Consider the following 24712-nt stretch of genomic DNA (forward strand, 5'->3'; position numbering starts at 1 on the left):
CTGCGTCGCCATTTTCCGCCTCCTGCCCCAAGTCACCACCGAGCGCGGCAGGAGGCGGAAAATACCCCGCCAACCGAAATTCACAGGAATAAGTCCGAAAGACATTTCGGATCGGGCCATTTGGTGCCGCCGCCGGACTGTGTCCTGCGCGGGATGAGCAGATCAGGCCTTGTCATCGTCAGGTCGCACCGAAGGGCGATACTTTGCCCTCATCTAGTCCGCCTCGATTGATAATCGGAAATTTGCATGAACATCAGTACAGCGCGGCCTTTGATCGCATGACGTATTCTGGCAATGTCCCGCTATCGGCAGACGATTCCGGGAGATTGCCCACGGCCAGGGACCTCAGGATTTTCGGCGCTTCGTTCCAGCAGGCTCCTGCGGCTTGCATAAGCGCCTGTCTGCCTCCCGCCATTCCATGACTTAAAGGACCCCAACCCCGGAAGAGGATCCAAAAAAGGGGCGGGAAGAGGATCAACAAGGAGAAAATCCATGGACGCGAAGACCAGTGGCTGCCCGATGCACGGCGAACCCGTGCGATCGCTCCTCGGACGTACCAACCGTGACTGGTGGCCCAACCAGCTCAGCCTCGACATCCTGCGGCAGGGCGGGGCCGATCCCAGCCCGATGGACCCCGATTTCGATTATGCCACTGCCTTCAAGTCGCTGGATCTTGCTGCGGTAAAGGCAGACCTTACCGCGCTGATGACCGACAGCCAGCCGTGGTGGCCGGCGGATTATGGGCACTACGGCCCGTTCCTGATCCGCATGGCCTGGCACAGCGCCGGCACCTATCGCATCGGTGACGGACGCGGCGGTGCCGGCGCCGGCGATCAGCGCTTCGCCCCGCTCAATTCCTGGCCGGACAATGCCAACCTGGACAAGGCGCGCCGCCTGCTCTGGCCGGTGAAGCAGAAGTACGGCAACAAGCTGTCCTGGGCGGATCTGATGATCCTGGCCGGCAACGTCGCTTTCGAATCGATGGGCGCGCCGGTGCTGGGCTTTGGTGGCGGCCGTGCTGACGTGTTCGAGCCGGAGATCGCGGTCTATTGGGGCACGGAAGAGCAATGGGTCGGCCAGGGCGCCGAAACGCGCATCCAGCCGGAGCGTGAGATGGCGCTGGAAAACCCGCTGGCGGCGATCCAGATGGGCCTGATCTACGTGAACCCGGAAGGCCCGGGTGGCAATCCCGATGCGCTCGGTTCGGCCCGCGACATTCGCGAGACGTTCGCGCGCATGGGCATGGATGATGTCGAAACCGCCGCACTCACCGTGGGCGGCCATACCTTCGGCAAGTGCCATGGCGCGGGTGATGCCGCCAAGGTCGGCGCCGAGCCCGAAGGTGCCGATATTGCGCAGCAGGGCCTCGGCTGGCTGAGCGGGCATGAAAGCGGCTATGGTGATCACACGATCACCTCCGGCCTGGAAGGTGCATGGACGCCCACGCCCACCAAGTGGGACATGAGCTATCTGCACATGCTGCTGGATTACGACTACGAGCTGGTCCGCAGCCCCGCCGGTGCGCAGCAATGGCAGCCGATTGGCCAGAAGCCGGAAGACATGGCCCCCGGCGCGCACAGCCCGGATCGCCGCTTGCCGACGATGATGACCACCGCCGACATGGCGTTCAAGGAAGACCCGGAATACCGCAAGATCATCGAGCGGTTCCGCGCCGAACCGGCATGGCTGGAAGACCAGTTCGCCAAGGCCTGGTTCAAGCTCTGCCACCGCGACATGGGCCCCAAGGCGCGCTATCTGGGCGCCGAAGTGCCGGCTGAAGACTTCATCTGGCAGGATCCGCTGCCCAAGGGTGGCGGTTCGACCGTCGGTGACGTGTCTGCCCTGAAGGACAAGATCCGCGCCTCGGGCCTGTCGGTGTCTGAACTGGTGTCCACCGCATGGGCCTCCGCATCGACCTATCGCTCGTCCGACCATCGCGGCGGCGCCAATGGCGCGCGCATCCGTCTTGCCCCGCAGAAGGATTGGGAGGTCAACGAACCCGCCAAGCTGGCCAAGGTTCTGAAGGTCTATGAGGATATCAAGGCTGGATCCGGCGGCAGCGTCTCGATCGCGGACCTGATCGTGCTTGGCGGCGGCGTCGGGATCGAGAAGGCGGCGGCCGATGCCGGCACCCCGATCGAGGTGCCGTTCACGCCGGGCCGCGTCGATGCCTCGCAGGAACAGACCGACGTTGACGGTTTTGCCGTTCTGGAGCCGCGCGTGGACGGGTTCCGCAACTATCTCCAGGTGCCGTACAATGTCCCCACCGAGGAGCTGCTGGTGGACCGTTCGCAACTGCTGGGCCTCAGCGCCCCGCAGATGACGGTGCTGGTCGGCGGCCTTCGCGTGCTGGGCGTCAACTTCGGCGGGTCGAAGGACGGCGTCTTCACCACGCGCGAAGGGCAGTTGACCAACGACTTCTTCGTCAACCTGCTCGACATGAAGACGGCGTGGAAGCAAGTGGATGACGAGGCGGACGAAACCTTCATTGGCACCGATCGCGACAGCAACCAGCAGAAGTGGACTGCGACGCGGACCGACCTGGTGTTCGGTTCCAGCTCGCAGCTTCGCGCACTGAGCGAAGTCTATGCTGCCGCCGATGCGGGCAAGAAGTTCGTGAAGGACTTCGTGGCCGCGTGGGTGAAGATCATGAACGCCGATCGCTTCGATCTCGCGTAAGGGTGTGGGAGAATGCCCCATTCGGGGCATTTTCCTGCGCGGCACCGGCCCACTCCCCCACCCGACCTCCCACTAGTGTACCCTTGATGGGAGGTCGGCCCCCTCAGTGAGAAGGTCCCCCGGACCTTCTCGTGTTCTTCGGGACGGGAGTGGGCCGGTGCCGCCGAAATCCGCCTGCTGCGGATTTTCGATCCAGTCGAAGCGATGCGGTAAGGGGCGGGGGAGTGCGGTCTCCCGCCCCTTTCTCGTGTCCGCGAACGATGCGACAAGAGCTTTCGAGAATCGGATATAAAGATATCTTTATATTTGCTTTGAGCTGACTGAGCGGGTAGGGACGGCACCATCGCGGCACCCTTCGCCATCCCGGTGTGGGGGCCGTAAAGGCAACACTTCCAGGAGTTAGCGCCCGTGGCCACGACCACCGCCCCCGACTACGCCATTACCGACATCTCGCTCGCCGATTTCGGCCGTACCGAGATCGCCATCGCTGAAACCGAAATGCCCGGCCTGATGGCGCTGCGCGAGGAATTCGGCGCGTCGCAGCCGCTCAAGGGCGCACGCATCACCGGTTCGCTGCACATGACGATCCAGACCGCCGTGCTGATCGAGACGCTGGTCGCTCTCGGCGCCGAAGTGCGCTGGGCCACCTGCAACATCTTCTCGACGCAGGACCACGCCGCTGCCGCCATCGCCGCCGCCGGTATCCCGGTCTATGCGATCAAGGGTGAATCGCTGGCCGATTACTGGGACTACGTCGGCAAGATCTTCGACTGGTCGACCGACGAAAACCCCGACCAGACCGCCAACCTGATCCTCGACGACGGTGGCGACGCCACCATGTTCGCGCTCTGGGGCGCGCGCGTTGAAGCCGGTGAGCCGCTGTTCGAGCCCACCAACGCTGAAGAAATCGAATTCGTTCGCGCACTGAACGCCTTCCTCAAGGCGCGTCCGGGCTACCTGACCGCCTCGGTCAAGGCCATCAAGGGCGTTTCGGAAGAAACCACCACCGGCGTTCACCGTCTCTATCACCTCGCCAAGGACGGCAAGCTGCCGTTCCCCGCGATCAACGTGAACGATTCGGTCACCAAGTCGAAGTTCGACAACCTCTATGGTTGCAAGGAATCGCTGGTCGACGCGATCCGTCGCGCTACCGACGTGATGCTGGCCGGTAAGGTTGCCTGCGTCGCCGGCTTCGGCGACGTCGGCAAGGGTTCGGCTGCCTCGCTCCGCAACGGCGGCGCCCGCGTGATGGTCACCGAAATCGACCCGATCTGCGCCCTTCAGGCCGCCATGGAAGGCTATGAAGTCGTCACCATGGAAGACGCCGTGAAGCGTTGCGACATCTTCGTGACCGCCACCGGCAACGAAGCTGTCATCACTGGCGAGCACATGGAAGCGATGCGCGACAAGGCGATTGTCTGCAACATCGGCCACTTCGACAGCGAGATCCAGATCTCGGCGCTCGACAACTACGACTGGAAGGAAGTCAAGCCGGGCACCGACCTGGTTACCTTCCCGGACGGCAAGCAGATCATCGTGCTCGCCAAGGGCCGCCTGGTGAACCTGGGCTGCGCCACCGGCCACCCCAGCTTCGTCATGTCGTCGAGCTTCACCAACCAGACGCTCGCGCAGATCGAACTCTTCGTCAAAAACGACGAGTACAAGAACGAAGTCTATGTGCTGCCCAAGCACCTCGACGAGAAGGTTGCCGCGCTGCACCTCGACAAGCTGGGCGTGAAGCTCACCAAGCTGTCGAAGAAGCAGGCCGACTACATTGGCGTGCCGGAAGCCGGTCCGTTCAAGCCGGACCACTACCGCTACTGATTGGGTTGGAGGCGGGATTTGCGGTCGATCTATACAGATCGCCACATAATCCCGTCGTCCCCGCGAAGGCGGGGGGCCGCTTCCTTTCTTTCGTGCCCGCAGAACAAGCGGGATCCCCGCCTTCGCGGGGATGACGGGAAAAGAAGCGTCAAAGACCATACCTAACCCGCGAACAACATGGGGAGAGTACCGGCACCACGGTACTCTCCCCATTGTCTTTGCAGGCTGGGGCAAGCATAGCCTGAAGCGAATGGATCACGAACGCTTCGTCCCCCTCATCATCGGGCTGCTCCTCGCCGCATGGATGCTGGCGGCGGCCTGGGCGGTGCTTTCCGCAAGAAGCCGCCAGAAACGCGCAGAAGCGCAGCTTCGCTCCGCGCGCCGGCTGGCCCGCATGGTGGAAGAATCGCCGGCGATCCCGCTGCTGGTCCGCTCTGACGGCCGCATCGAGGGGCCGCCACGCGTCGCGCAATGGCTGGGTTTCGAGACGGTGCCGCAGTTCCTGTCCGAACTTGACGGCGGAGATCGCGGCCTGCCGACGGACAAGCTGGCCGAACTGACTGAGGCCGTGCGCCGCACGCAGAAGACCGCCGCGCCGTTCCGCATGGTGGTCACCCCACGCAATTCCGCGCGCTCGCTGGCACTGCGCGGCCATCTGGCCGATCCGCAAGTCTCGCCCGGTGGAGCCGCGCTGGTCTGGCTGTTCGACTTTTCGGACAGTGAGGGCGAACTGGTCCGCCTGCGTGACGAGGCTGCGCGCGCGCGCGGCGATTTCACCGCGCTGGTCTCGCTGATCGAGGCGGCGCCGATGCCGATGTGGTTCCGCCGTCCGGACGGCGAACTGCAACTGGTGAACTCGGCCTACGTCACCGCAGTCAGCGGTGAAAGCGCGCAGGGCGTGGTCGCTGCGGGCACCGAGCTGGTGGAGATCGTCGACGGCGTCACGCCGGCGCAAGTGGCGCGCATCGCCGCGCAGAAGGGCGCGCCGATCCAGCGCATCGTTTCCACCACGATCGACGGCCAACGCCGCGCCATGCGCGTCAGCGACTTGCCGCTGGGTGATGACGGCGTTGCCGGTTACGCGGTGGACATCGAAGACCTTGAGGAAATGTCGCGCTCCTTCCGCGCATTCCGCGATGCACAGCGCGCACTGCTCGATCAGCTTTCGGCGGGCGTCGCCCAGTTCGATGGCCGCAAACGCCTGAGCTTCGCGAACCAGCCGTTCCAGCGCCTGTTCAAGCTGAACCAGAACGCGCTTCAGGACCCGCCGGTGTTCGAGCGCCTGCTCGATGCCGCGCGCGATGCCGGGCGCGTCCCCGAAGTGCGCGATTTCCCGGCATGGCGGCGAGAGAAGGGCGCGTGGTTCGCCTCCAGCGAAAGCCATGAGGAAGCCTGGACGCTTTCGGACGGCACGCACTTGCGCATCGTTGCTCAACCGCTGCCCGATGGCGGCTTGCTGCTGATTGCCGAGGATCGCACCGAGCAACTGCGCCTTTCGGCCGTGCGCGACACGCTGCTGCGCACGCGGACGGCGATGTTCGACAGCCTGTACGAGTCGGTTGCCGTTTTCGCGCCCGATGGCCGCGTGCAGCTTTGGAACCGCCGCTTTGCCGCCGATTGGGGGCTGGAGACGGACTTCCTCGACACGCATCCGCACGTGGAAGCGCTGCTCAAGAAGATCGGCCCACGCCTCAAGCGCCCGGCTGAAGTCGAGACCGTGGGCAACGCCGTGCGCGCCGCCGCGCTGGACCGTGCGCAGAAGGGTGGTCGCATCGCCCTCGCGGACGGCCGCATGCTCGAATATGCCGGCGTGCCGCTGCCGGACGGCAATGGCCTGCTGGCAGTGCTGGACATCACGGATTCGCAGAAGGCCGAAGCCGCGCTGCGCGAAAGCAACGAGGCGCTGATCGAGGCGGATGCGATCAAGACGCGCTTCCTTGCCAAGATCAGCTATGAACTGCGCACGCCGCTCACCTCGATCGGCGGTTTCGCGGAACTGCTGGAAGCCGGCGTGGGCGGCGATCTCAATCCCGGTGGGCACGAATATGTCGCCGCCATCCTCGCCTCGGTCGATCAGCTTGGCGAGCATATCGACAGCCTGCTCGACCTGTCGCAGAGCGAGGCCGGCCTGCTGCCGCTCAAGAAGGAAGAGATCGACCCGATGCCCTTCATCCGCGCGGTGGTGGAGGAGCGGTCGGCGCGCCTAGAACGCGCCGGGTTGGTGCTGGACTTGCGCGCCGATGGCCTGCTGCGCCCGTTCCAGGGTGACCGCCGCCGCCTGGCGCGTGCCGTCGGGCACCTTGTCGACAATGCCATTGCCGCTTCGCCGCGGGGGCAGCGCGTCCTCGTGCAGATGGCGCGGCGCAAGTCGGCCGAGGGTGAGGACGTGGTGCAGATCCTCGTGCAGGATCGCGGGCAGGGCATGGACAGCCGCAGCCTTGCGCTCGCGCTGGACGGCATGAAACAGAGCGCGGACGGCAAGAGCGTTGAGCGTAGCCAGGGCCTTGGCCTGCCGCTGGCGCGCCAGTTGGTCGAGGCGCATGGCGGCACGCTGCGGTTGCTGTCCGAACGTGGCAAGGGGACCAGCGCCGTGGCGGAACTGCCCGAATGAAAATCGATCTTCCCGATCTCGCCGCGATGGACCGCTTTGGTCGCGCCATTGCCGAAGTCCTGCGGCCCGACGACGTGGTGGCGCTGGAGGGCGGCCTTGGCGCCGGCAAGACCACGCTGGCCCGCGCGATTATCGCAGGTCTCGGGCATCAGGGCGAAGTGCCGTCGCCCAGCTTCGCGATTGTCGAAGTCTACGATCCCCCGGCCGTGCGCCTTCCGCTGGTCCATGCCGACTTCTACCGCCTCGCCCATCCGTCGGAGGCGGACGAGATCGGGCTGGACGACTATCGGCAGGGCGCCGCGCTGATCGCGGAGTGGCCCGGCCATGCCGGTGGCTTCACGCATGAGCCGGGCTGCCTCTCGATTACGCTGGAAGTTGCGGAAGAGGGACGGATCGCCATTGTCGAAGGGGGGGCGGATTGGCGGGATCGCCTTGCGTTCTGACTTCGTCAGACCGGCGACCCCTGTTGTTGGTTTGTCGCATTTTCCGAGTTGTCAGGTGTTTCCACCTGACTTGAAAATGCTCTAGGGCGAATCCCGAAATGAGCACGATTCCCGCTAATCTCCCCGAGGGCCTTGAGCCTTTCCTTGCCGATGCCGGATGGCACGGTGCCGCTGTCGAACCGCTGGTCGGCGATGCCTCCTTCCGCCGCTATTTCCGCGTGCGCGGGTCGCACGGCGAATCTGCGATGCTGATGGACGCACCGCCGCCTACGGAAGACCCGCAGCCGTTCCTGCGCGCCGCGCGCTGGCTAGACGCCAACGGCATGCGCCCACCGCGCATCCTGGCCGAGCGGGCCGATCGCGGGCTGGTGCTGATGGAAGACTTCGGCGATGCGCGCATGCGCGACTACATCGACCAGTGGCCGGATGACGAGCGCGCGATCTACAAGGGCGCGGTCGATGCGCTGGTGCAGCTCCACAAGCTGCCGCCCGGGCCGTTCCTCGACTATTCGATGAGCGAGTACCAGCGCGAGGTGCGGCTGTTCCTGGAATGGTATGCGCCGGCGCAGAATCTCTACGTCGATGCCGCCGGCTTTACTGCCGCATGGGAGAGCGTGCTGGGCGAAATGCTGCCCCGCCAGCGCCCCGGCGTCACCGTGCTGCGCGATTACCATGCAGAGAACATCATGCTGCTGGGCGCGCTGGAGAAGCAGGGCCTGCTGGACTTTCAGGACGCACTTGTCGGCCACCCTGCTTACGATCTCGTCTCGCTGCTGCAGGACGCCCGCCGCGACGTTTCGCCGGAGCTTGAGGCCGAAATGTTCGACCATTACCTGCGCTCCACCGGCATGGACGGCGAAACGTTCCTGGCCGATTACGCCCGCCTTGGCGCGCAGCGGAACACCAAGATCGTCGGCATTTTCGTGCGCCTGTTCAAGCGCGACGGCAAGCCGCGCTATCTGGACCTGATCCCGCGCGTCTGGGCCCAGCTTGAACGCGATCTGGCCCACCCGGCGCTGGAGCCGGTGGCGCGCTGGTTCGATGCCAACGTGCCCGACGAACTGCGCGCAGCCAACGGCGGGAGCTTTACGGCATGAACCAGACGCCGCTCGCCAGCGATACCGCGATGGTGCTCTCCGCCGGTATCGGCAAGCGGATGCGCCCGCTGACCGCCACCCAGCCCAAGCCACTGGTGCGCGTGGCCGGCAAGTCGCTGATCGACCATACGCTGGACAAGCTGGACACGGCCGGCATCGCCAAGGCCGTGGTCAACGTCCACTATCTGGCGGATGCGCTGGAAGGGCACCTGAAGGTCCGCCGCAGGGGCCCGGAAATCGCCGTCTCCGACGAGCGTGAGCAATTGCTGGAAACCGGCGGCGGCATGGTCAAGGCCGCCCCGCTGTTGCCCGATACTTTCTTTTGCCTCAACAGCGACAACATCTGGCTCGATGGCCCGGTGGACGTGTTCCACGAACTCTCGCTGGCGTGGGATGAGGACAAGATGGATGCGCTGCTGCTGCTGGTGCCGCACCCGCGCGCGATGAACTACCGGGGGGAGGGCGACTTCCACCTCGATACCGTGGGCCATGTGATCCGCCGCAAGCCGGGCTATGTCGCGCCGTTCATCTATTCGGGCATCCAGATCGTTTCCAAGCGCCTGCTGCGCGACGCGCCGGAAGGGCCGTTCTCGACCAACCTGCTGTGGACGCGCGCGATCGAGGAAGGGCGGCTGTTCGGCATCGTCCATACCGGCCTGTGGTTCGAAGTGGGCTCGCCGGACATGATCAAGCCCACCGAGGAATGGCTGACCCGTGCCTGACAGGGCCGGGCGGAAAGTCTATTCCATTGCTGCCCACCGCGGTTTCGCCGATGCCCTGGTGGCGGGGCTGGCCGCACGACATGGAGAGGGCGAACTCGGCTTCGCCCGGCTGACGCTGCTGCTGCCTAGCCGCCGCGCGGTGCGTACGGTGACGGAAGCGTTCGTGCGCCACGCCGGCGCGGTGGAAAAGCCCGGCCTGCTGCTGCCGCGCATGGCGGTGGTGGGCGATCTCGACCTTGACGAAACGCTGGGTCCGCTGCTCGATCCGCTGGGCGCGGCGGACATTGCACCCGCCGCCGATCCCACGCGCCGCTGGCTGCGGCTTGCGCAGTACTTGCGCGATGTGGACGGCGCTGAGGCCGGCAAGGGTGCTGCCTTGCTGCGGCGCGCCTGGGAACTTGGCCGCACGATGGATCGCCTGCTGGTCGAGGGGATCGCTCCGCTCGACCTGATGAGCGAACGCGTGATCGGTGTCGTCGGCGAACTCGCCAGCCACTGGACGGACAACACGCGCACCTTCCTGAAAGTGCAGCAATACTGGCTGGCGGAACTGGCCGATCGCGGCGAGATCGACGCGCCGGAACGCCGCAACCAGTTGTTCGAGCATGCCGCGCACGAATGGCGCGCCGCGCCGCCGCCGTTCCCCATCGTCGCGGCCGGCGTTACCAGCGCCTCGCCCGCGCTGGCGAAAATGCTGCGCGTCGTCAGCGAATTGCCCGAAGGCAGCGTGGTGCTGCCGGACTTCGACCTTTCGCTGCCGGAAGACGTGTGGGACGAGCTTGGCACTGCCGGCAATCCGGCCGAGCCCGAAGATCCGCCGTTCGGCGCGCATGACGCGGTAACGCATCCGCAATATCACCTGAAGCTGCTGCTGAACCGCATGGGCGTCTCGCGCGAGGAAGTCTCCGCATGGCATCGCTCCGGCCCGGGCGCATCGCCGCCGTCGCGCAGTACGGTGATTTCAAACCTGTTCCTGCCGCCGCAGGCATCGACGCTGTGGGTAGACCTGCCGGTGGAGAAGCGCCGCCTACCGGGTGTGCGCCTGATGGAAAGCCCGCATCCCGAACAGGAAGCGCAGGCCATCGCCATTCTGGTGCGAGAGGCGCTGGAAGTGCCGGAGCGCCGCGTTGCGGTCATCACGCCGGATCGCGGGCTTGCCGCGCGCGTCGTCGCGCATCTCACGCGCTGGGGCATTGCGGCCGACGATACTGCCGGCCAGCCGCTTTCGCAGACGGCGGCCGGGCGGCTCATGCTGCTGCTGGCCGAAGTCATGGCCGATCAGGCCGCACCGGTGCCACTGATCGCCTTGCTGGTCCATCCGCTGGCAGGCGCGGGCGAGGGCCGCGCACGCTGGCTGGAATCCGCGCGTAAGCTGGACCGCGAACTGCGCGGACCGCGCCCCGGCGGCGGCCTTGCTGCGCTGGCGGAAATTGCCGAGGCGCGCAAACTGGGCGAGTGGTGGGGCGAAGTCGAAGCCGTGCTGGCGCCGCTTTTCGCGCTGGCGGAGGGCGACCCGCTCGACATGATGCTGGGCAAGCTGGTCGATGCGGCGGAGCAGCTTTGCGGAGAGGCGATCTGGTCCGGCGCGGACGGCCGCGCGCTCAGCGCCATGGTCGAGGATCTGCGCGCCGCTGCCGCATCGGCGGGTACGCTGTTCGATCCGCGCGAACTCCATGCCACGCTGCGCGACGTGATGGACCGCGCCGCCGTGCGTCCGCCGTGGGGCGGGCATCCGCGCGTATCGATCTACGGCCTGCTGGAAGCGCGCATGAGCCGCGCCGATTTGGTGATCTGCGGCGGACTGGTGGAGGGCACTTGGCCCGCCTCTCCGTCGCAGGATGCACTCCTGCCACCCGCCGTGCTGCGCGCATTGGGCGTGCCGGGGGCGGACTTCCGCATCGGCCTTGCTGCGCATGACCTTGCCGCAGCATTGGGCGCACCCGAAGTGGTGCTGAGCTGGGCCTTGCGCGATGCAGGCGGCCCGGTGATTCCTTCGCGCTTCGTGTTGCGTGTGAAGGCATTGCTGGGCGAGCAAGCGGAACGCCATGTCGAGAGCGAGGCGCCGCGCCTTGCCCGCATGATCGACGATGCCGTGCCCGTGCCGGCCCATCCGCGCCCGCAACCGATGCCTAGCGTGGAGCAGCGCCGCGTCGATTTGTCGGTCACTGGGCTCGATCGACTGCGCGGTGATCCTTACGAATTCTACGCCAATGCGATCCTTGGCCTGTCGCGCCTCGATGCGCTGGATGCGGAGCCGAGCGCGGCATGGAAGGGCGAAGTCGCGCACTTGGTCATGGAACGCTGGCATAAGGCCGGGGAGCCGGTCGATGGGCTGCACATGATCGCGCAGCAGGTCTTGGTGGAGAAGAACGCGCACCCATTGATGCGCGCACTCTGGTGGCCGCGCCTTTCCGCCGCACTTGATACGTTCCGCGACCTCGTACTGGCGCACAAGACGCACGGCCGCCGCGTGATCGCGACCGAGGCGCGCGGCGAAATGCGTTATCGCGAAATCCGTGTGCATGGCCGCGCCGACCGGCTCGATCGCTTGGCCGACGGCAAGCTGGCGGTGGTGGACTACAAGACCGGCTCCCCGCCGACGACGCGCCGCGTGGAGGAAGGCTTTGCGCTGCAACTCGGCCTGGTGGCGATGATTGCCGAGGCGGGCGGGTTCAAGGACCTGGCCGACAAAGTGATTCAAGGCGAGGCGGAGGCGTTCGAATACTGGTCGATGGCCAAGAGCGCCAAGGAACGGGACACCATCGGCTACACCACCACCCCGCTGAAGGAAGGCAACAAGCGCACCGGCGTGCTGCCGGATGAGTTCATGCCGCATACCGAGGACTATCTGAACGACGCGTTGGACCGCTGGATCCTCGGCACCGAGCCCTTCACGGCACGGCTCAACCCGGAACTGGGCTCCTATGCCGATTACGACCAGCTGATGCGGCTGGACGAGTGGATCACCTCGCTTGGCGGTCGTCCCGAGCCCAAGTCGGGAGAGGGCGCATGAGCGGGCCCGCTACCGTCCATCCGCTGCACGGCAACCAGATGCTGGCGGTCGACCCGCGTGACAGCGTCTGGCTTTCGGCTTCGGCTGGCACCGGCAAGACGCAGGTGCTGTCCTCGCGCGTGCTGCGGCTTTTGCTGCAGGAGGGCGTTTCGCCTTCGCAGGTATTGTGCCTGACGTTCACCAAAGCCGGCGCCACCGAAATGGCGGCGCGCATCAACGGCACGCTGGCCGAATGGGTGCGGCTGGAAGAGACGCAACTGTTCCTGCGCCTCGATGCCATCGGCGCGCCCACCGATCCCGATACGATGGCGCGGGCGCGCACGTTGTTTGCGGCCGTGCTCGATTGCCCGGGCGGGGGCCTGCGCATCGATACCATCCACGCCTTCTCGCAATGGCTGCTGGCGACCTTCCCGTTGGAGGCTGGGCTCGTTCCTGGCACCCGCCCGATGGAAGACCGCGAGCGCACTTTGCTGGCGCGGCAGGTGCTTTCTGATTTGCTGGTGGAGGCCGAAGAGGCCGCTCTGGGCGATCCGCAATTGCTGCGTGCCATCGCCCAGCTTTCGCTGCGGCATGGGCCGGATTCGGTGATGGACTTCCTGCTGCGCTGCGCGAACGCGCGCGAGGCTTGGTTCGGGCCGGGATCGTGGCAGGCGGGCGACATGCGCGATCATGTGCTGCGTCTGCTCGGCCTGCCCGGCGATGCGGGCGAGGACATGTTGGCGGCGATGTGCGCGGACGACCAGTTCGACGTGCGCTCGCTGCGCCGGTGCTGCGAAGTGCTGGCCGAATGGAACACTGCCACCGCGCACAAGGCGACCGACGTGTTGGTGCCTTGGCTGATGCACTCGCCGGCCAAGCGCGCCGAGCAGGTGGACGATATCTACGGTGCGCTGTTCACCAAGGACGACACGGTCCGCAGCGCCAAGAACCTTGCGAAGTTCGAACCGGATTACGAAGGCTATGCCATGCGCGTGGGCGAGTGCCTTGCCCGCATTCGCGAGGTGAAGGCGCTGTTGGGGCTGGCCGACCGGCTCGTCCCCGCGCTGCGCCTTGGCCGCGCTTTCGCCATCGCCTGGGACGAGGCGAAGCAGCGCGAGGGTCTGATCGATTTCGACGACCAGATTCGCCGCGCGGCCGATCTGCTGCGCGGACAGGCTTCGGCCGACTGGATCCGCTACAAACTGGATCGCCGCTTCGACCATATCCTCGTCGACGAGGCGCAGGACACCAATGCCGCGCAGTGGGACATCGTCTTCGCCATGGCGGAGGAGTTCTGGGCCGGTGAGGGCCAGCATGATAGTGGGCACCTCGACCTGATGCGCACGCTCTTCGTGGTGGGCGACTACAAGCAGGCGATCTTCCGCTTCCAGGGCACCAGCCCGGAGAACTTCCGCCGCGCGGCGGACCGGGTGCGCGGGCTGATGGACGATGCGGCGGACAACGCGGACATGCTGCGCAGCAGGATCGTGCCGCGCCGCCTTGTCGAACTCGGCCTCGATCGCAGTTTTCGCACCGCGCAGCGGGTGCTTGACTTCGTGGACGAGGCCATCGGCGGCATCGGCCACGGCAACTTCGGCCTGGACCGTCCGGCCGAGCGCCACGTCGGGCAGGAACGCCCCGGCTATGTGGCTCTGTGGCAGCCGGTGGCCGAAGAGGTGGACGAAGAAGAACCCCTCGAAACCGACGACAATGACGGCGCGCAGCCCAACTGGCTTTCCCGGCCGGATCGCCAGATGGCGGAGCGGATCGCCCGGCAGGTCAAGGCGTGGCTCGATCCCACCGGCCCCGGCTTTGCGCTGCACAAGGGCAAGCCGCGCCGCGCCCATGCGGGCGACATCATGGTGCTGGTGCGCCAGCGCAAGGAACTGGCCGGGCTGATCGTCGCGCGGCTTCATGCGGCGGGCGTGCCGGTGGCGGGCGTCGACCGTCTGCGGCTGGGCGCGCCGCTGGCGGTGAAGGACCTGATCGCCGCGCTGCGCTTTGCGGTGCAGCCGCTGGACGACCTGACGCTCGCCAGCCTGCTCGTCTCGCCGCTGGTCGGTTGGAGCCAGGAGCAATTGCTGCGCTTCGGCCATCGTGAGAGGCACGTGCGCTTGTGGGATCACTTGCGCACCCAATCCGGCCCCGAAATCGGCATGGCCATGCAGCAATTGGGCGAACTGCTGGCGCTGGCCGACTATGCGCCGCCGCAGGCGATGCTGCACTGGCTGCTGGTCGGCCCGTGGCAGGCACGCCGCAAGCTGGTCGCGCGGTTGGGTAGCGAGGCGAACGACCCGATCGACGAACTGGTCAACGCCGCGCAGGCCTATGTCATGACCGACACGCCCAGCCTTGCGGGCTTCCTGGCGTGGTTCGATGCGGGCGACGGCGAGTTGAAGCGAGAGGCCGATGCCGCGCAGGGTCTTGTCCGCGTGATGACGGCGCATGGGTCGAAAGGCCTGCAAGCGCCGATCGTCATCCTGGCCGATGCCACCGGCAATCCCGAAGCCGCGCGCGAGCGTGGTTTCGAACTCGCCGACCCGCGCGAGGCGCGCCGCAAACTGCCGCTGCCGCCGCTCTCGAAGGACGAGAAAGTCGGCCGCATCGCCGCGCAGATCGCCGAAAACCGCGAAGGGGACGAGCAGGAGCATTGGCGCCTGCTCTACGTCGCCATGACTCGCGCCGAGGAAGCGCTGTTCGTTGGCGGCGCACTGGGCAAGCGCGACACCGACGGCCCTGCGGAGAAAAGCTGGTTCGCGCGCCTGCGCACGCTGTTCGAGGACGGGGCGGAAGCGGAGGACGCGATCTGGGGCAGCCGTTGCGATTACGGAACGCCGCCCGCGCCGCTGTCGGCCGAAGTGGTATCCGCCGAACTGCCGCTGCGCGAACCGCTGCCGCGTTGGCTGGAACGCGTCGCCCCTGCCGAACCGCGCCCGCCGCGTCCGCTGGCACCATCCGCGCTGGGTGAGGAAGATGCGCCCGATCCGCCGTTCCCGCCGGGCGCCGGGCGCGATGCCTTGCGACGCGGTACGCTGGTGCACAAGCTGTTGGAGCGCCTGCCGCACGTTTCCGTAGACGCGCGCGAGGAAGCGGGCTGGCAGTGGCTGGCCCGCAATGCGGCCGACATGGACGAGCCCATGCGTCAGGCCATGCTGGACAGTGCCCTGGCGGTGATCCACCAGCCGGAATGGGCAGAGCTGTTCGGCCCGCAAAGCCTGGCCGAAGTGCCGGTGGCCGCCGTTGTCGGCGGGCAGGTGGTGGCCGGCACGATCGACCGTCTGGTGGTGGAGCCCGGCCGCGTGCGCCTGGTCGATTACAAGACCGCGCGTCGTCCGCCGGAACGGCTCGATCAGGTGCCGAGGGGCGTCCTGCGGCAGATGGCGGCCTATGCCGCCGCGCTGGATGTGGCCTTTCCGGGCCGCGCGGTGGAGGTCGCCTTGCTCTACACGTCCGTCCCGCGCCTGATCGAAGTGCCGTCCGATGTGCTGGCGGCGCACAAGCCGGACTTTTCCCCGCCTCAGTAAAGCTATGCGGACGGGGACGTTGCCACGCAACAATTCGTCCCTAGATTGCGTTCAACCCGAGATACCCCCGAGGAGTTCAATTTCATGGCGACCATCGCTGTTACCGATTCCAGTTTCGAAGCCGACGTACTGAAGTCGGACAAGCCGGTTCTTGTCGATTTCTGGGCTGACTGGTGCGGCCCCTGTAAGATGATCGGCCCCGCCCTCGAAGAAATCAGCGATGAGCTGGGCGAAAAGGTGACCATCGCCAAGATGGACATCATGGCCAACACCGGCATCCCGGCCGAGATCGGCGTGAAGTCGATCCCGCTGATGGTGCTGTTCAAGGACGGCAAGGCCGTCGCGCAGAAGCTGGGCGCCGCGCCCAAGAGCGCGCTGAAGGGCTGGCTCGAAGGCGAACTCTAAAGCGTTTTCTAATCAGGTGGAAATCACCTGATGACTCGGAAAACGCGGCAAACCAAAATCTTAGAGCATTTGGCCCGATGTAATCGGATCAAACGCTCTAAGGGTTCGCCGGGGTACCGATTTCCCCAAGCAGTAAACGGAAAAGCCCCCTTCGGCAGCGATGCCGAGGGGGTTTTTCTTTGCCCGCTCCGGCCGAAGACATCGAAGTGTAGCAGAAGTTTGCCAGCGGGGCGGCAATTCGGATAAGTCGCGGATATTGTGGGGGAACATGATGAAGGTGCTGCAGAAATTTCGATGGGTGGGTTTTCTGGGCGCTCTGTCCCTGACTTGCGCTGCGCATTCCGAAACGCAGGAAGTCGTGCTGCAGCCGTCCTCCGGGTGGAACCTGAAAGAGGCAAATGACGCCTGCACTGTTTATCGGCGTTTCGGGGCGGCCGACAGGCCCGTTCTGCTGCGGCTAAGCCGTTCGCATCTCGGCACCAGCAGTGCGGAAGTCACCTTGTCCGGCTATCCCGTGGAAGGTGTCGCGCCGGACGTGCCGGTGACCGTCGCTTTCGTGCCGGGCGCGCCGATCGACGGAGGTTTGCCTCTGTCGGCGCAAAATTCGCAGTTCGGCGCGACGATCATCCTGCGCACCCGTTTTGGCGGGAACAGTTCAGAAATCCGCTTGCCGGGCGTCGAGACCGCCGGTGCAGTGCAACGTGTCGCCATTTCCGCAGGCGACATGAACGTGATGCTGGAAACCGGAAGCATGGGTGAAGCACTGGCCGATCTGGATCGATGCGTGAACGATCTTTATTCGGGCTGGGGCGTCGATCCGACGATGAAGGGGCGGATTTCCAAGTATCCCAAGCTGCTGGATCCGATGGCTTTCACGGCCGATGTGCTCAAGCGATATCCGTTAGAACTGGCTCGGCTTGGCAAAGAGGGGCGCGTACCGTTTGTCGTCATCGTCGATGCCAACGGGGCGGTCATTGGATGCCATGTGGTTCAATCCTACGCCGACAAGGGGTTCGATGAACCTGTCTGCGACGCGGTTCGCAAGGCACGTTTCAGTCCTGCGCTCGATAGCGACAAAAAGCCCATGACGTGGGTTTTGGACAGCGCCGCGATTTTCAAGCTTTGAGAGGGTTTGCGCGTCGGCTTTGGCCTATTGAGATGGGATCTGCGCCCTAGCTACGACGATAATCAATTCGGGGTGAGGTAGCTGGTCGAGGGCCAGTCGCTTCCACAGTGGGTGACGGGCGATCACGGTGCACAGCGCGGTCCAGAATGCGTTTTCCCCTTCAAGCCGATGTCCAGCGTTGCGGGGCCAGGCGCGGTGCAGCAGGTCCCGCGCAAGATCGGCGTGTCCCGAGAGAACCAGATCGGCAAGGGTTTGAACGGTCACCGGAGTGCCCGCGCTGGCTTCCGGCGGATAGAGTCGGGTGACTGCGTGCTTGTCTCTTGCCCATTCAGCCAGTTCTTGGCGCATCGCCGCCGCTTGGGTCTCCAGTTGTTCGGCAGATGGTGGCGGGCCGACCATGGCCCTGAAATCGAGCGCGAAATCGCCGCCTTGCGGACCTGCTTTCCAGCGAACCGGCAGCTTCACGATCACTGCCCCGGCGTGCGGGGCGCCATTGAAGAACTCGATATCGAAAGGCAGTTCGAACGCGGGCGAGGCGCCGTCCGAGCGCACCGCCACGCTATCCATGCGTTCGTCCCGCAGCCGGCGTATCGCAAGTTCGGGTGTGAGGCTGATGACGAACAGGTCGCCAAGGCTGCCTGAGCCTCCATTGTCGCCGAGGACCACGAGGGTCGGTGTCGAGGCCGGCGAACTTGCGATCCACAAGGGCGTCACCACCATATACCCCGTGCCAAGCGGCGTAACCTTTTCGCCCTGCCGAACTTCGACGGCGCGGCAATAGGCGTCGGTGTCGCCGCCGGGCGGGCAGGGGGTCACGACCACGGCATCGCGGCCGTTCTGCCAGATCGTGCCCAGAGGCTGGGGCGCGGCCTCGGCAACCCCGGCGAGCGCCAGCGATGGAAAACTTGCGAGCAGAAAGAGGGGGATACGCATCCGAAGCCGCCTGTGAAATGCGGCTTCAAGTCTCATCCGGCTTGCCCGGACGGTCAAGGCGGCGCCCCCGTCGTTTCAGGGGAGAGCGATTTTCCTACATCGTAGTGATCTGCCACTCTTCGGCGTGGCAAAGCTCTTTGAAATCGTTGGAAATCCGGGGCTGTGCCGCTCGCAAGGTGACAGATCGGGCGTTCAAGGCGACACTTTGGCGCAAGGTGACACCTTTTGCCTCAGTACCGTGTCAACTGTGTCAACCGGAGTGTCACCTTGCGCCAAAGTGTCGCCTTGGGCGATCAGGCCTCCAGGGCGGCGAGGCGCTGGGCAAGGTCTTCGAAGAGGGCGGGCGAGGCGGCGCCGATCAGGCCCTTCCGCTCGATCTCGTCCGCGCGGTAGGGGCTGCCGTCGGGGCGCGCCGCCATGCCGCCGGCTTCGTTGAGGAACAGTGCGCCGGCTGCGTGATCCCAGGGCAGGGTGCGTTCGAAAATGGCCACGTCGTTCTGGCCCAGCGCGAGGCGGGGGTATTGTTCGGCGGCGCAGCGGGGGATGTCGACTATACGGTAGTGCGGGGCAACTTCGGTGCGGATCCGTTCGCGGCGCGATTCTTCGGTGAAGATCAGCGAGATCGCGGCGACGGGCGGCTGCTCGCCAGTGTCACGGGCGCTGAGGCGTTCGCCGTTCACCCAGGCGCCGCCGCCGGTAGAGGCGTGGCAGAAGCGGCCGGTCAGGCAATCGAGGATCCAGCCGCCCAGCGTCTCACCCTTGTCGGCCAGCGCGATCAGCATGCCGAACGGCGCCTTGCCGGACGCGAAGTTGTTGGTGCCGTCCAGCGGATCGACGATCCAGCAGAGCCGGTCCTTCAGCTTCAGCAACTCGCTCTCGTCGGCGAAGGTCGCTTCCTCGCCCACCACGGCGGCTTCGGGCAGCAGGGCGGTGAGGCGTTCGGTCAGGATCGCCTCGCTCTGCCGGTCGGCCACGGTGACGACGTCGTTCACCGCCTTGCTGATGATCTGCTCGCTCGTCAGCGACTGGTAATGCGGCAGGATCACATCGCGGGTAACCTCGCGCATGATCGTTTCGACCGCAGTGTGAAGCGTGGGGGTGATCATGCGGGAGGCCTTTGGTGTGGGGGTCAGGTAAGCGGGATCATGACCTGCTGGGCATAGCCCTTGCGCTCGCGGATGCGGGCGTACCATTCGGTGAGTGCCGGGAATTCGGGGCGCTCCAGCCCGAACTGGTCGAGCGGCAGGCTGAACCAGGTGTAGGCGTAGACGCCCATGGGAATGTCGCCGATGCCGAACTGGCCGCCGGACAGCCATTGCTGCTTGCTGAGAGTGCGTTCCAGGACGGTGAGGTGGGCGATGCAGGTCTTCACGTCGCGTTCGATGGCGGCCATGTCCCACTGATCGCGCGGGGTGCGGGCCATCGCCAGGAACGGTACGCGCTGCGCGTCGGCATAAGTGATCTGCCAGTCCATCCAGCGGTCGGCCAGCGCCCGGTCGATGGGATCGCGCTGGAACCAGCGCTCACCGCCGTATTCGGCGGCCATGTAGCGCAGGATCGCGTTCGATTCCCAGAGCGAGAGCTTGCCGTCCTCGATCATCGGCACCAGCCGGTTCGGGTTCTTGGCGAGGTATTCCTCGGTATAGCCGAACTGGCCGCCGATATCGTGGCGGACGTAATTGAGGCCCAGTTCCTCGGCGAACCAGGCGACCTTCTTGACGTTGTGGGAGTTCAGGCGACCCCAGATCGTGAACACGGGTGTGGTCATCGTTTGGCTCCGCCCCCTTAGCTGCGATAGTCGGCGTTGATCGAGATGTAGCCGTGGGTCAGGTCGCAGGTCCACACGGTGGCGGCGCCTTCGCCAAGGCCCAGATCGACCTCGATAGTGACGTCCTGCCCCTTGAGGTGGGCGGCGACGGGGGCCTCGTCGTAGTCGGCGAGCGGCAGGCCTTCACGCGCGGCCCAGGTGCCGCCGAAGCCGATGGAGAGCTTGTCGCGGTCGGCCGGCTCGCCCGCCTTGCCCACGGCCATGACGACGCGGCCCCAGTTGGCGTCCTCACCTGCAATGGCGGTCTTCACCAGCGGCGAGTTGGCGATGGCCATGCCGACCAGCCTCGCGCTCTCGTCCGAGACGGCGCCGGAGACGGCCACTTCGATGAACTTCTGCGCGCCTTCGCCGTCGCGCACGACAAGGTGGGCAAGCTGGCGGCAGACATCATGGATCGCGGCGGCAAAAGCGTGGGCGCCGGGCGAGGCGATCGAGGAGATCGGCGCGTTGCCGGCCTTGCCGGTGGCGAAGGCCAGCACGGTGTCGCTGGTCGAGGTGTCCGAATCGACGGTGATGCAAGAGAAGGTGCGGAAGTTCGCGGCGGAGAGGCATTCCTGAAGGAACGCAGGCTCCACGGCGGCATCGGTGAAGATATAGCCCAGCATCGTCGCCATGTCCGGCGCGATCATGCCCGAGCCCTTGATGACGGCGGCAAGAGTGACCTTGGTATCGCCGATCATCGCGGTCGCCGTCGCGCCCTTGGCGAACGTGTCGGTGGTGGAAATCGTGTTGGCTACCTCTTCCCACGAGCAGGGCTCGGCGGTGAGAGCCTTCTCCACGCCTTCGCGCGCCTTGTCCTTGGGTAGCGGCACGCCGATCACGCCGGTGGAGGAAACGAAGACCTGTTCGCGCGGGCAGCCGATATGGGCGGCGACCTGGTCCATGATCTGCTCCACCGCCTCGCGCCCGCGATAGCCGGTGAAGGCGTTGGAATTGCCGGCGTTGACGACAAGCGCGCGGGCATGGCCCTGCTTCACATTGTCACGCCCCAGTTCCACTTCGCTGGAGCAGCACAGGTTCTTCGTGAATACACCGGCTACGGCGGTGCCTTCGTCCAGTTCCACGTACGTCAGGTCGCATCGGCCCCAATCCTTGTACCCGGCACGCACTACGTGCGGGGTGACGCCGGCGATCGGCGGCATGGCGGGGAAGGGCGAGGCGAGCGGAGAGGTGGGATAGGCCATGGCGGGTGCCTAGCGCATGGCTATGACAGGTCAATAGTCGCCGTAGCGGCAATATAACCTGCAAGCCTTACGGCGATCTTCCGTGCGTAAATTGGGCTGCGGCGCTCTCTTGTGTGGACAGGGCGGAAAGCGGCCCCTATCTGATCCGCCATGGCAAATCGCCTGATCCTGACTTTGCTGGCCCTGTTGACGGGCCTTGCCGCACAGATCGGCCCTGCCGAAGCGCGTGCGTCGCAGGTGGCCAGCCTGCAGGTCGTGCTGATCGAAGCCGCCGTTGCCGCAAAGGCTCCCCGCGCGCCGGTCGGCCTTGCGCAATTGCCCGAACCGGGCCTGCGCAACACCCGCCGCCATGCCCCGCCGCTTGTCGCGGCGCCGGTTTCGCTGGCGGTTCCGGCAGTCCTGACCGGGATAGACCGCGCGCGCGAGTAAGCGCGCCGGCTTCATTCGCAGCTTCGCGAAACCTTTTCACGCGCTCCGCCAAGGGCGGCTGCGCGCATATCCGACTTTCATGACTTAAAACGAAAACAGGGATTCCCGCCATGTTCGGCGCACTCGCCAAGTCCATTTTCGGCTCGTCCAACGACCGCTACGTCAAGTCGCTCGACAAGATCGTCGCCCAGATCAACGCTTTCGAGCCTGTCCTTGAAGCCATGAGCGATGACGAACTGAGCGCGCAGACCGCCAAGTTCCGCCACCAGCTGTCCGAAGGCAGCACGCTGGACCAGATCATGCCCGAAGCTTTCGCCACTGTGCGCGAAGCATCGAAGCGCGTGTTCGGCATGCGTCACTTCGACGTGCAGCTGATCGGCGGCATCGTGCTCCATCGCGGCGAAATCGCGGAAATGCGCACGGGCGAGGGCAAGACGCTGGTGGCCACCACCGCCACCTACCTCAACGCGCTGGAAGGCAAGGGCGTCCACGTCGTTACCGTCAACGACTACCTCGCCCGCCGCGACGCGGAGCAGATGGGCAAGCTGCACGGCTTCCTGGGGCTGACCGTCGGCGTGATCGTGCCGAACCTTAACGAGTACGAACGCCGAGACGCTTATGGCGCCGACATCACGTACGGCACCAACAACGAATTCGGCTTCGATTACCTACGCGACAACATGAAGCATGAGCGCAGCCAGATGGTGCAGCGCCCCTTCAACTTCGCGATCGTCGACGAAGTCGACTCGATCCTGATCGACGAAGCGCGCACGCCGCTGATCATCTCCGGCCCGACCGACGACAAGTCCGAACTGTACATGCAGGTCGACGCAGTCGTGAAGCAGCTCGTGCCGGAAGACTACGAGGCGGACGAGAAGACCAAGAACATCAGCCTGACCGAGGACGGCGTCGAGAAGGCGGAGCGTATGCTCGAAGCCGCCGGCCTGCTGGTCGGCTCGAACCTCTACGACGTAGAGAACACGCAGGTGGTCCACCACCTCGACCAGAGCCTGAAGGCCGTGGTCATGTTCAAGCGCGATACCGACTACATCGTGAAGGACGACAAGGTCGTCATCATCGACGAGTTCACCGGCCGCATGATGGACGGCCGCCGCTGGTCCAACGGCCTGCACCAGGCGGTCGAAGCCAAGGAAGGCGTGCGGATCGAGCCTGAGAACCAGACGCTGGCGTCGATCACGTTCCAGAACTACTTCCGCATGTATCCGAAGCTTTCGGGCATGACCGGTACCGCCGCCACCGAAGCGGCCGAATTCTACGACATCTACAAGATGAACGTCGTCACCATCCCGACCAATGTGCCCATCCAGCGCATCGACGAGGAAGACGAGTTCTACAAGAACACGCTCGACAAGTTCGGCGCCATCGCCAAGCTGATCCGCGAAAAGCACGAGATCGGCCAGCCCGTCCTCGTCGGCACCGTGTCGATCGAGAAGTCGGAACTGCTGTCGGACTTCCTCAACAAGGAAGGCGTCAAGCACTCGGTGCTCAACGCGCGTTTCCATGAGATGGAAGCGCACATCGTCGCACAGGCGGGCAGCCTTGGCGCGGTGACCATCGCCACCAACATGGCCGGTCGCGGCACCGACATCCAGCTGGGCGGCAACGTCGAGTTCCGCGTCGAGGACGAGCTGAGCGACATGCCCGAAGGGCCTGAGCGCGATGCCGCCATCGCCAAGATCAAGGCCGAAGTAGGCGAGCAGAAGCGCCTCGTCCTTGCTGCCGGGGGCCTTTGCGTCATCGGTACGGAGCGTCACGAAAGCCGCCGCATCGACAACCAGCTGCGTGGCCGTTCCGGCCGTCAGGGCGACCCGGGCCTTTCGAAGTTCTACCTCTGCCTTGAGGACGATCTGCTGCGCATCTTCGGACCGGACACGCTGTTCGCCAAGATGATGAACAGCAACCTTGCCGATGGCGAGGCGATCGGTTCCAAGTGGCTGTCCAAGGCCATCGAGACCGCGCAGAAGAAGGTTGAGGCGCGCAACTACGAAGTGCGTAAGCAGGTCGTCGAATACGACGACGTGATGAACGACCAGCGCAAGGTGGTCTACGAGCAGCGTTCGGACATCATGGATGCCGAGACGGTCGACGATGTCGTGGTCGACATGCGCACCGATACGGTCAACACCATCGTTGCCGATGCCTGCCCGCAAGGTTCCTATCCCGAGCATTGGAATGTCGAAGGCCTCAAGGCCAAGGCAGCCGAAATGCTTGCGCTCGACGTGCCGCTCGAAGCCTGGATCGAGGAGGACGGCATCGACCCCGAACTGGTCGAGGAACGCATCGCCGCCATGGCCGAGGCACACATGAACGACAAGATGGCGGGCGACGATCCGGCGATCTGGCGTCAGGTGGAAAAGTCGATCCTGCTCGATCGCATCGACCATTACTGGAAGGAGCACCTCGCCACGCTCGACGCGCTGCGTCAGGTCGTGTTCCTGCGTGCCTATGCCCAGAAGACGCCGATCAACGAATACAAGGCCGAGGCTTTCGGCCTGTTCGAGCGTATGCTGGAAACTATCCGCGAGGACGTGACCCGCATTCTCTCGGTCAGCCAGCTGCAGATCCCGGAACCGGTTCAGCTTCCCGAACTGCCGGATTTCCTGACCGGCCACATCGATCCGCTGACCGGCATCGACAATTCGGCGGATGGCGATGGTTCGGCGCTGATGCCGGAACTGTTCGGTTCGCTGGCGGGCAGCCCGCAGGCCGGCGTCGGTGCTGGTGCTTCGGGCGAGAATCCCTACGCTGACCTGCCGATCAGCCGCAACGCGCTGTGCCCCTGCGGCTCCGGCCAGAAGTACAAGCACTGCCACGGCGCACTGGCCTGAGGCACATAAGGAAACGGCGGCCGCTGCACTTGCAACGACCGCCGTCTACTGGAGAACATCGAAGGG

Annotated in this window: 16 protein-coding genes; 12 read left to right on the plus strand and 4 right to left on the minus strand. The window is 65.4% G+C overall.

The window, feature by feature from the left end; translation table 11 throughout:
* Positions 1–492 precede the first annotated feature (492 nt).
* The 10 genes from katG (at position 493) to WBP07_RS04290 (ending at position 17423) form a co-directional block, all read left to right on the plus strand.
* Entirely contained in the window at positions 493–2679 is a 2187-nt protein-coding gene (gene katG, locus WBP07_RS04245; RefSeq protein ID WP_395394455.1) for a catalase/peroxidase HPI, read from the plus strand.
* Positions 2680–3087: 408 nt separating this feature from the next.
* On the plus strand, positions 3088–4503 hold the full coding sequence (ahcY, locus tag WBP07_RS04250) for an adenosylhomocysteinase (RefSeq protein ID WP_395394457.1): 1416 nt from the start codon (positions 3088–3090) through the stop codon (positions 4501–4503).
* A gap of 250 nt (positions 4504–4753) precedes the next feature.
* On the plus strand, positions 4754–7114 hold the full coding sequence (locus WBP07_RS04255) for a PAS-domain containing protein (RefSeq protein WP_395394459.1): 2361 nt from the start codon (positions 4754–4756) through the stop codon (positions 7112–7114).
* Positions 7111–7557 (plus strand): tRNA (adenosine(37)-N6)-threonylcarbamoyltransferase complex ATPase subunit type 1 TsaE, encoded by a 447-nt coding sequence (gene tsaE / locus WBP07_RS04260; protein WP_395394461.1) that lies wholly within the window; start codon positions 7111–7113, stop codon positions 7555–7557. Before WBP07_RS04255 ends, tsaE begins: the two co-directional genes overlap by 4 nt.
* Positions 7558–7655: 98 nt before the next feature.
* Complete coding sequence (locus tag WBP07_RS04265) at positions 7656–8654, plus strand: aminoglycoside phosphotransferase family protein (protein WP_395394462.1); 999 nt, start codon at positions 7656–7658, stop codon at positions 8652–8654.
* A complete protein-coding gene (locus tag WBP07_RS04270) occupies positions 8651–9376 on the plus strand; it encodes a nucleotidyltransferase family protein (protein WP_395394463.1) in 726 nt (241 codons plus the stop codon). Before WBP07_RS04265 ends, WBP07_RS04270 begins: the two co-directional genes overlap by 4 nt.
* Entirely contained in the window at positions 9369–12389 is a 3021-nt protein-coding gene (locus tag WBP07_RS04275) for a PD-(D/E)XK nuclease family protein (RefSeq protein WP_395394464.1), read from the plus strand. The genes WBP07_RS04270 and WBP07_RS04275 overlap by 8 nt, the downstream gene beginning before the upstream one ends.
* On the plus strand, positions 12386–15892 hold the full coding sequence (gene addA, locus WBP07_RS04280; protein ID WP_395394465.1) for a double-strand break repair helicase AddA: 3507 nt from the start codon (positions 12386–12388) through the stop codon (positions 15890–15892). The genes WBP07_RS04275 and addA overlap by 4 nt, the downstream gene beginning before the upstream one ends.
* Positions 15893–15976: 84 nt before the next feature.
* Entirely contained in the window at positions 15977–16297 is a 321-nt protein-coding gene (gene trxA, locus WBP07_RS04285; RefSeq protein ID WP_395394466.1) for a thioredoxin, read from the plus strand.
* A 268-nt stretch (positions 16298–16565) separates the two neighbouring features.
* The gene (locus WBP07_RS04290; protein WP_395394467.1) at positions 16566–17423 is read left to right on the plus strand and encodes an energy transducer TonB; all 858 of its coding nucleotides are present in this window, start codon (positions 16566–16568) and stop codon (positions 17421–17423) included.
* A 24-nt stretch (positions 17424–17447) separates the two neighbouring features.
* Here WBP07_RS04290 and WBP07_RS04295 read toward each other — a convergent pair whose 3' ends face one another.
* The 4 genes from WBP07_RS04295 to argJ all read right to left on the minus strand — a co-directional run bounded on the left by WBP07_RS04295 (position 17448) and on the right by argJ (position 21368).
* The gene (locus WBP07_RS04295; RefSeq protein ID WP_395394468.1) at positions 17448–18356 is read right to left on the minus strand and encodes a hypothetical protein; all 909 of its coding nucleotides are present in this window, start codon (positions 18354–18356) and stop codon (positions 17448–17450) included.
* A 293-nt stretch (positions 18357–18649) separates the two neighbouring features.
* Positions 18650–19462, minus strand: coding sequence for an inositol monophosphatase family protein (locus WBP07_RS04300; RefSeq protein ID WP_395394469.1), 813 nt, complete (start codon positions 19460–19462; stop codon positions 18650–18652).
* A gap of 23 nt (positions 19463–19485) precedes the next feature.
* On the minus strand, positions 19486–20124 hold the full coding sequence (locus WBP07_RS04305; protein ID WP_395394471.1) for a glutathione S-transferase family protein: 639 nt from the start codon (positions 20122–20124) through the stop codon (positions 19486–19488).
* A 17-nt stretch (positions 20125–20141) separates the two neighbouring features.
* Entirely contained in the window at positions 20142–21368 is a 1227-nt protein-coding gene (argJ, locus tag WBP07_RS04310) for a bifunctional glutamate N-acetyltransferase/amino-acid acetyltransferase ArgJ (RefSeq protein ID WP_395394473.1), read from the minus strand.
* A 150-nt stretch (positions 21369–21518) separates the two neighbouring features.
* Between argJ and WBP07_RS04315 the strand changes: the two genes are divergently transcribed.
* Positions 21519–21797 carry a hypothetical protein gene (locus WBP07_RS04315; protein WP_395394474.1) on the plus strand — a complete coding sequence of 93 codons (279 nt, stop codon included), beginning with the start codon at positions 21519–21521 and terminating at the stop codon, positions 21795–21797.
* A gap of 110 nt (positions 21798–21907) precedes the next feature.
* Positions 21908–24646 (plus strand): preprotein translocase subunit SecA, encoded by a 2739-nt coding sequence (gene secA / locus WBP07_RS04320; RefSeq protein WP_395394476.1) that lies wholly within the window; start codon positions 21908–21910, stop codon positions 24644–24646.
* Positions 24647–24712: the final 66 nt, after the last annotated feature.

Source organism: Novosphingobium oxfordense, from assembly GCF_044029435.1.
GTDB lineage: Bacteria > Pseudomonadota > Alphaproteobacteria > Sphingomonadales > Sphingomonadaceae > Novosphingobium.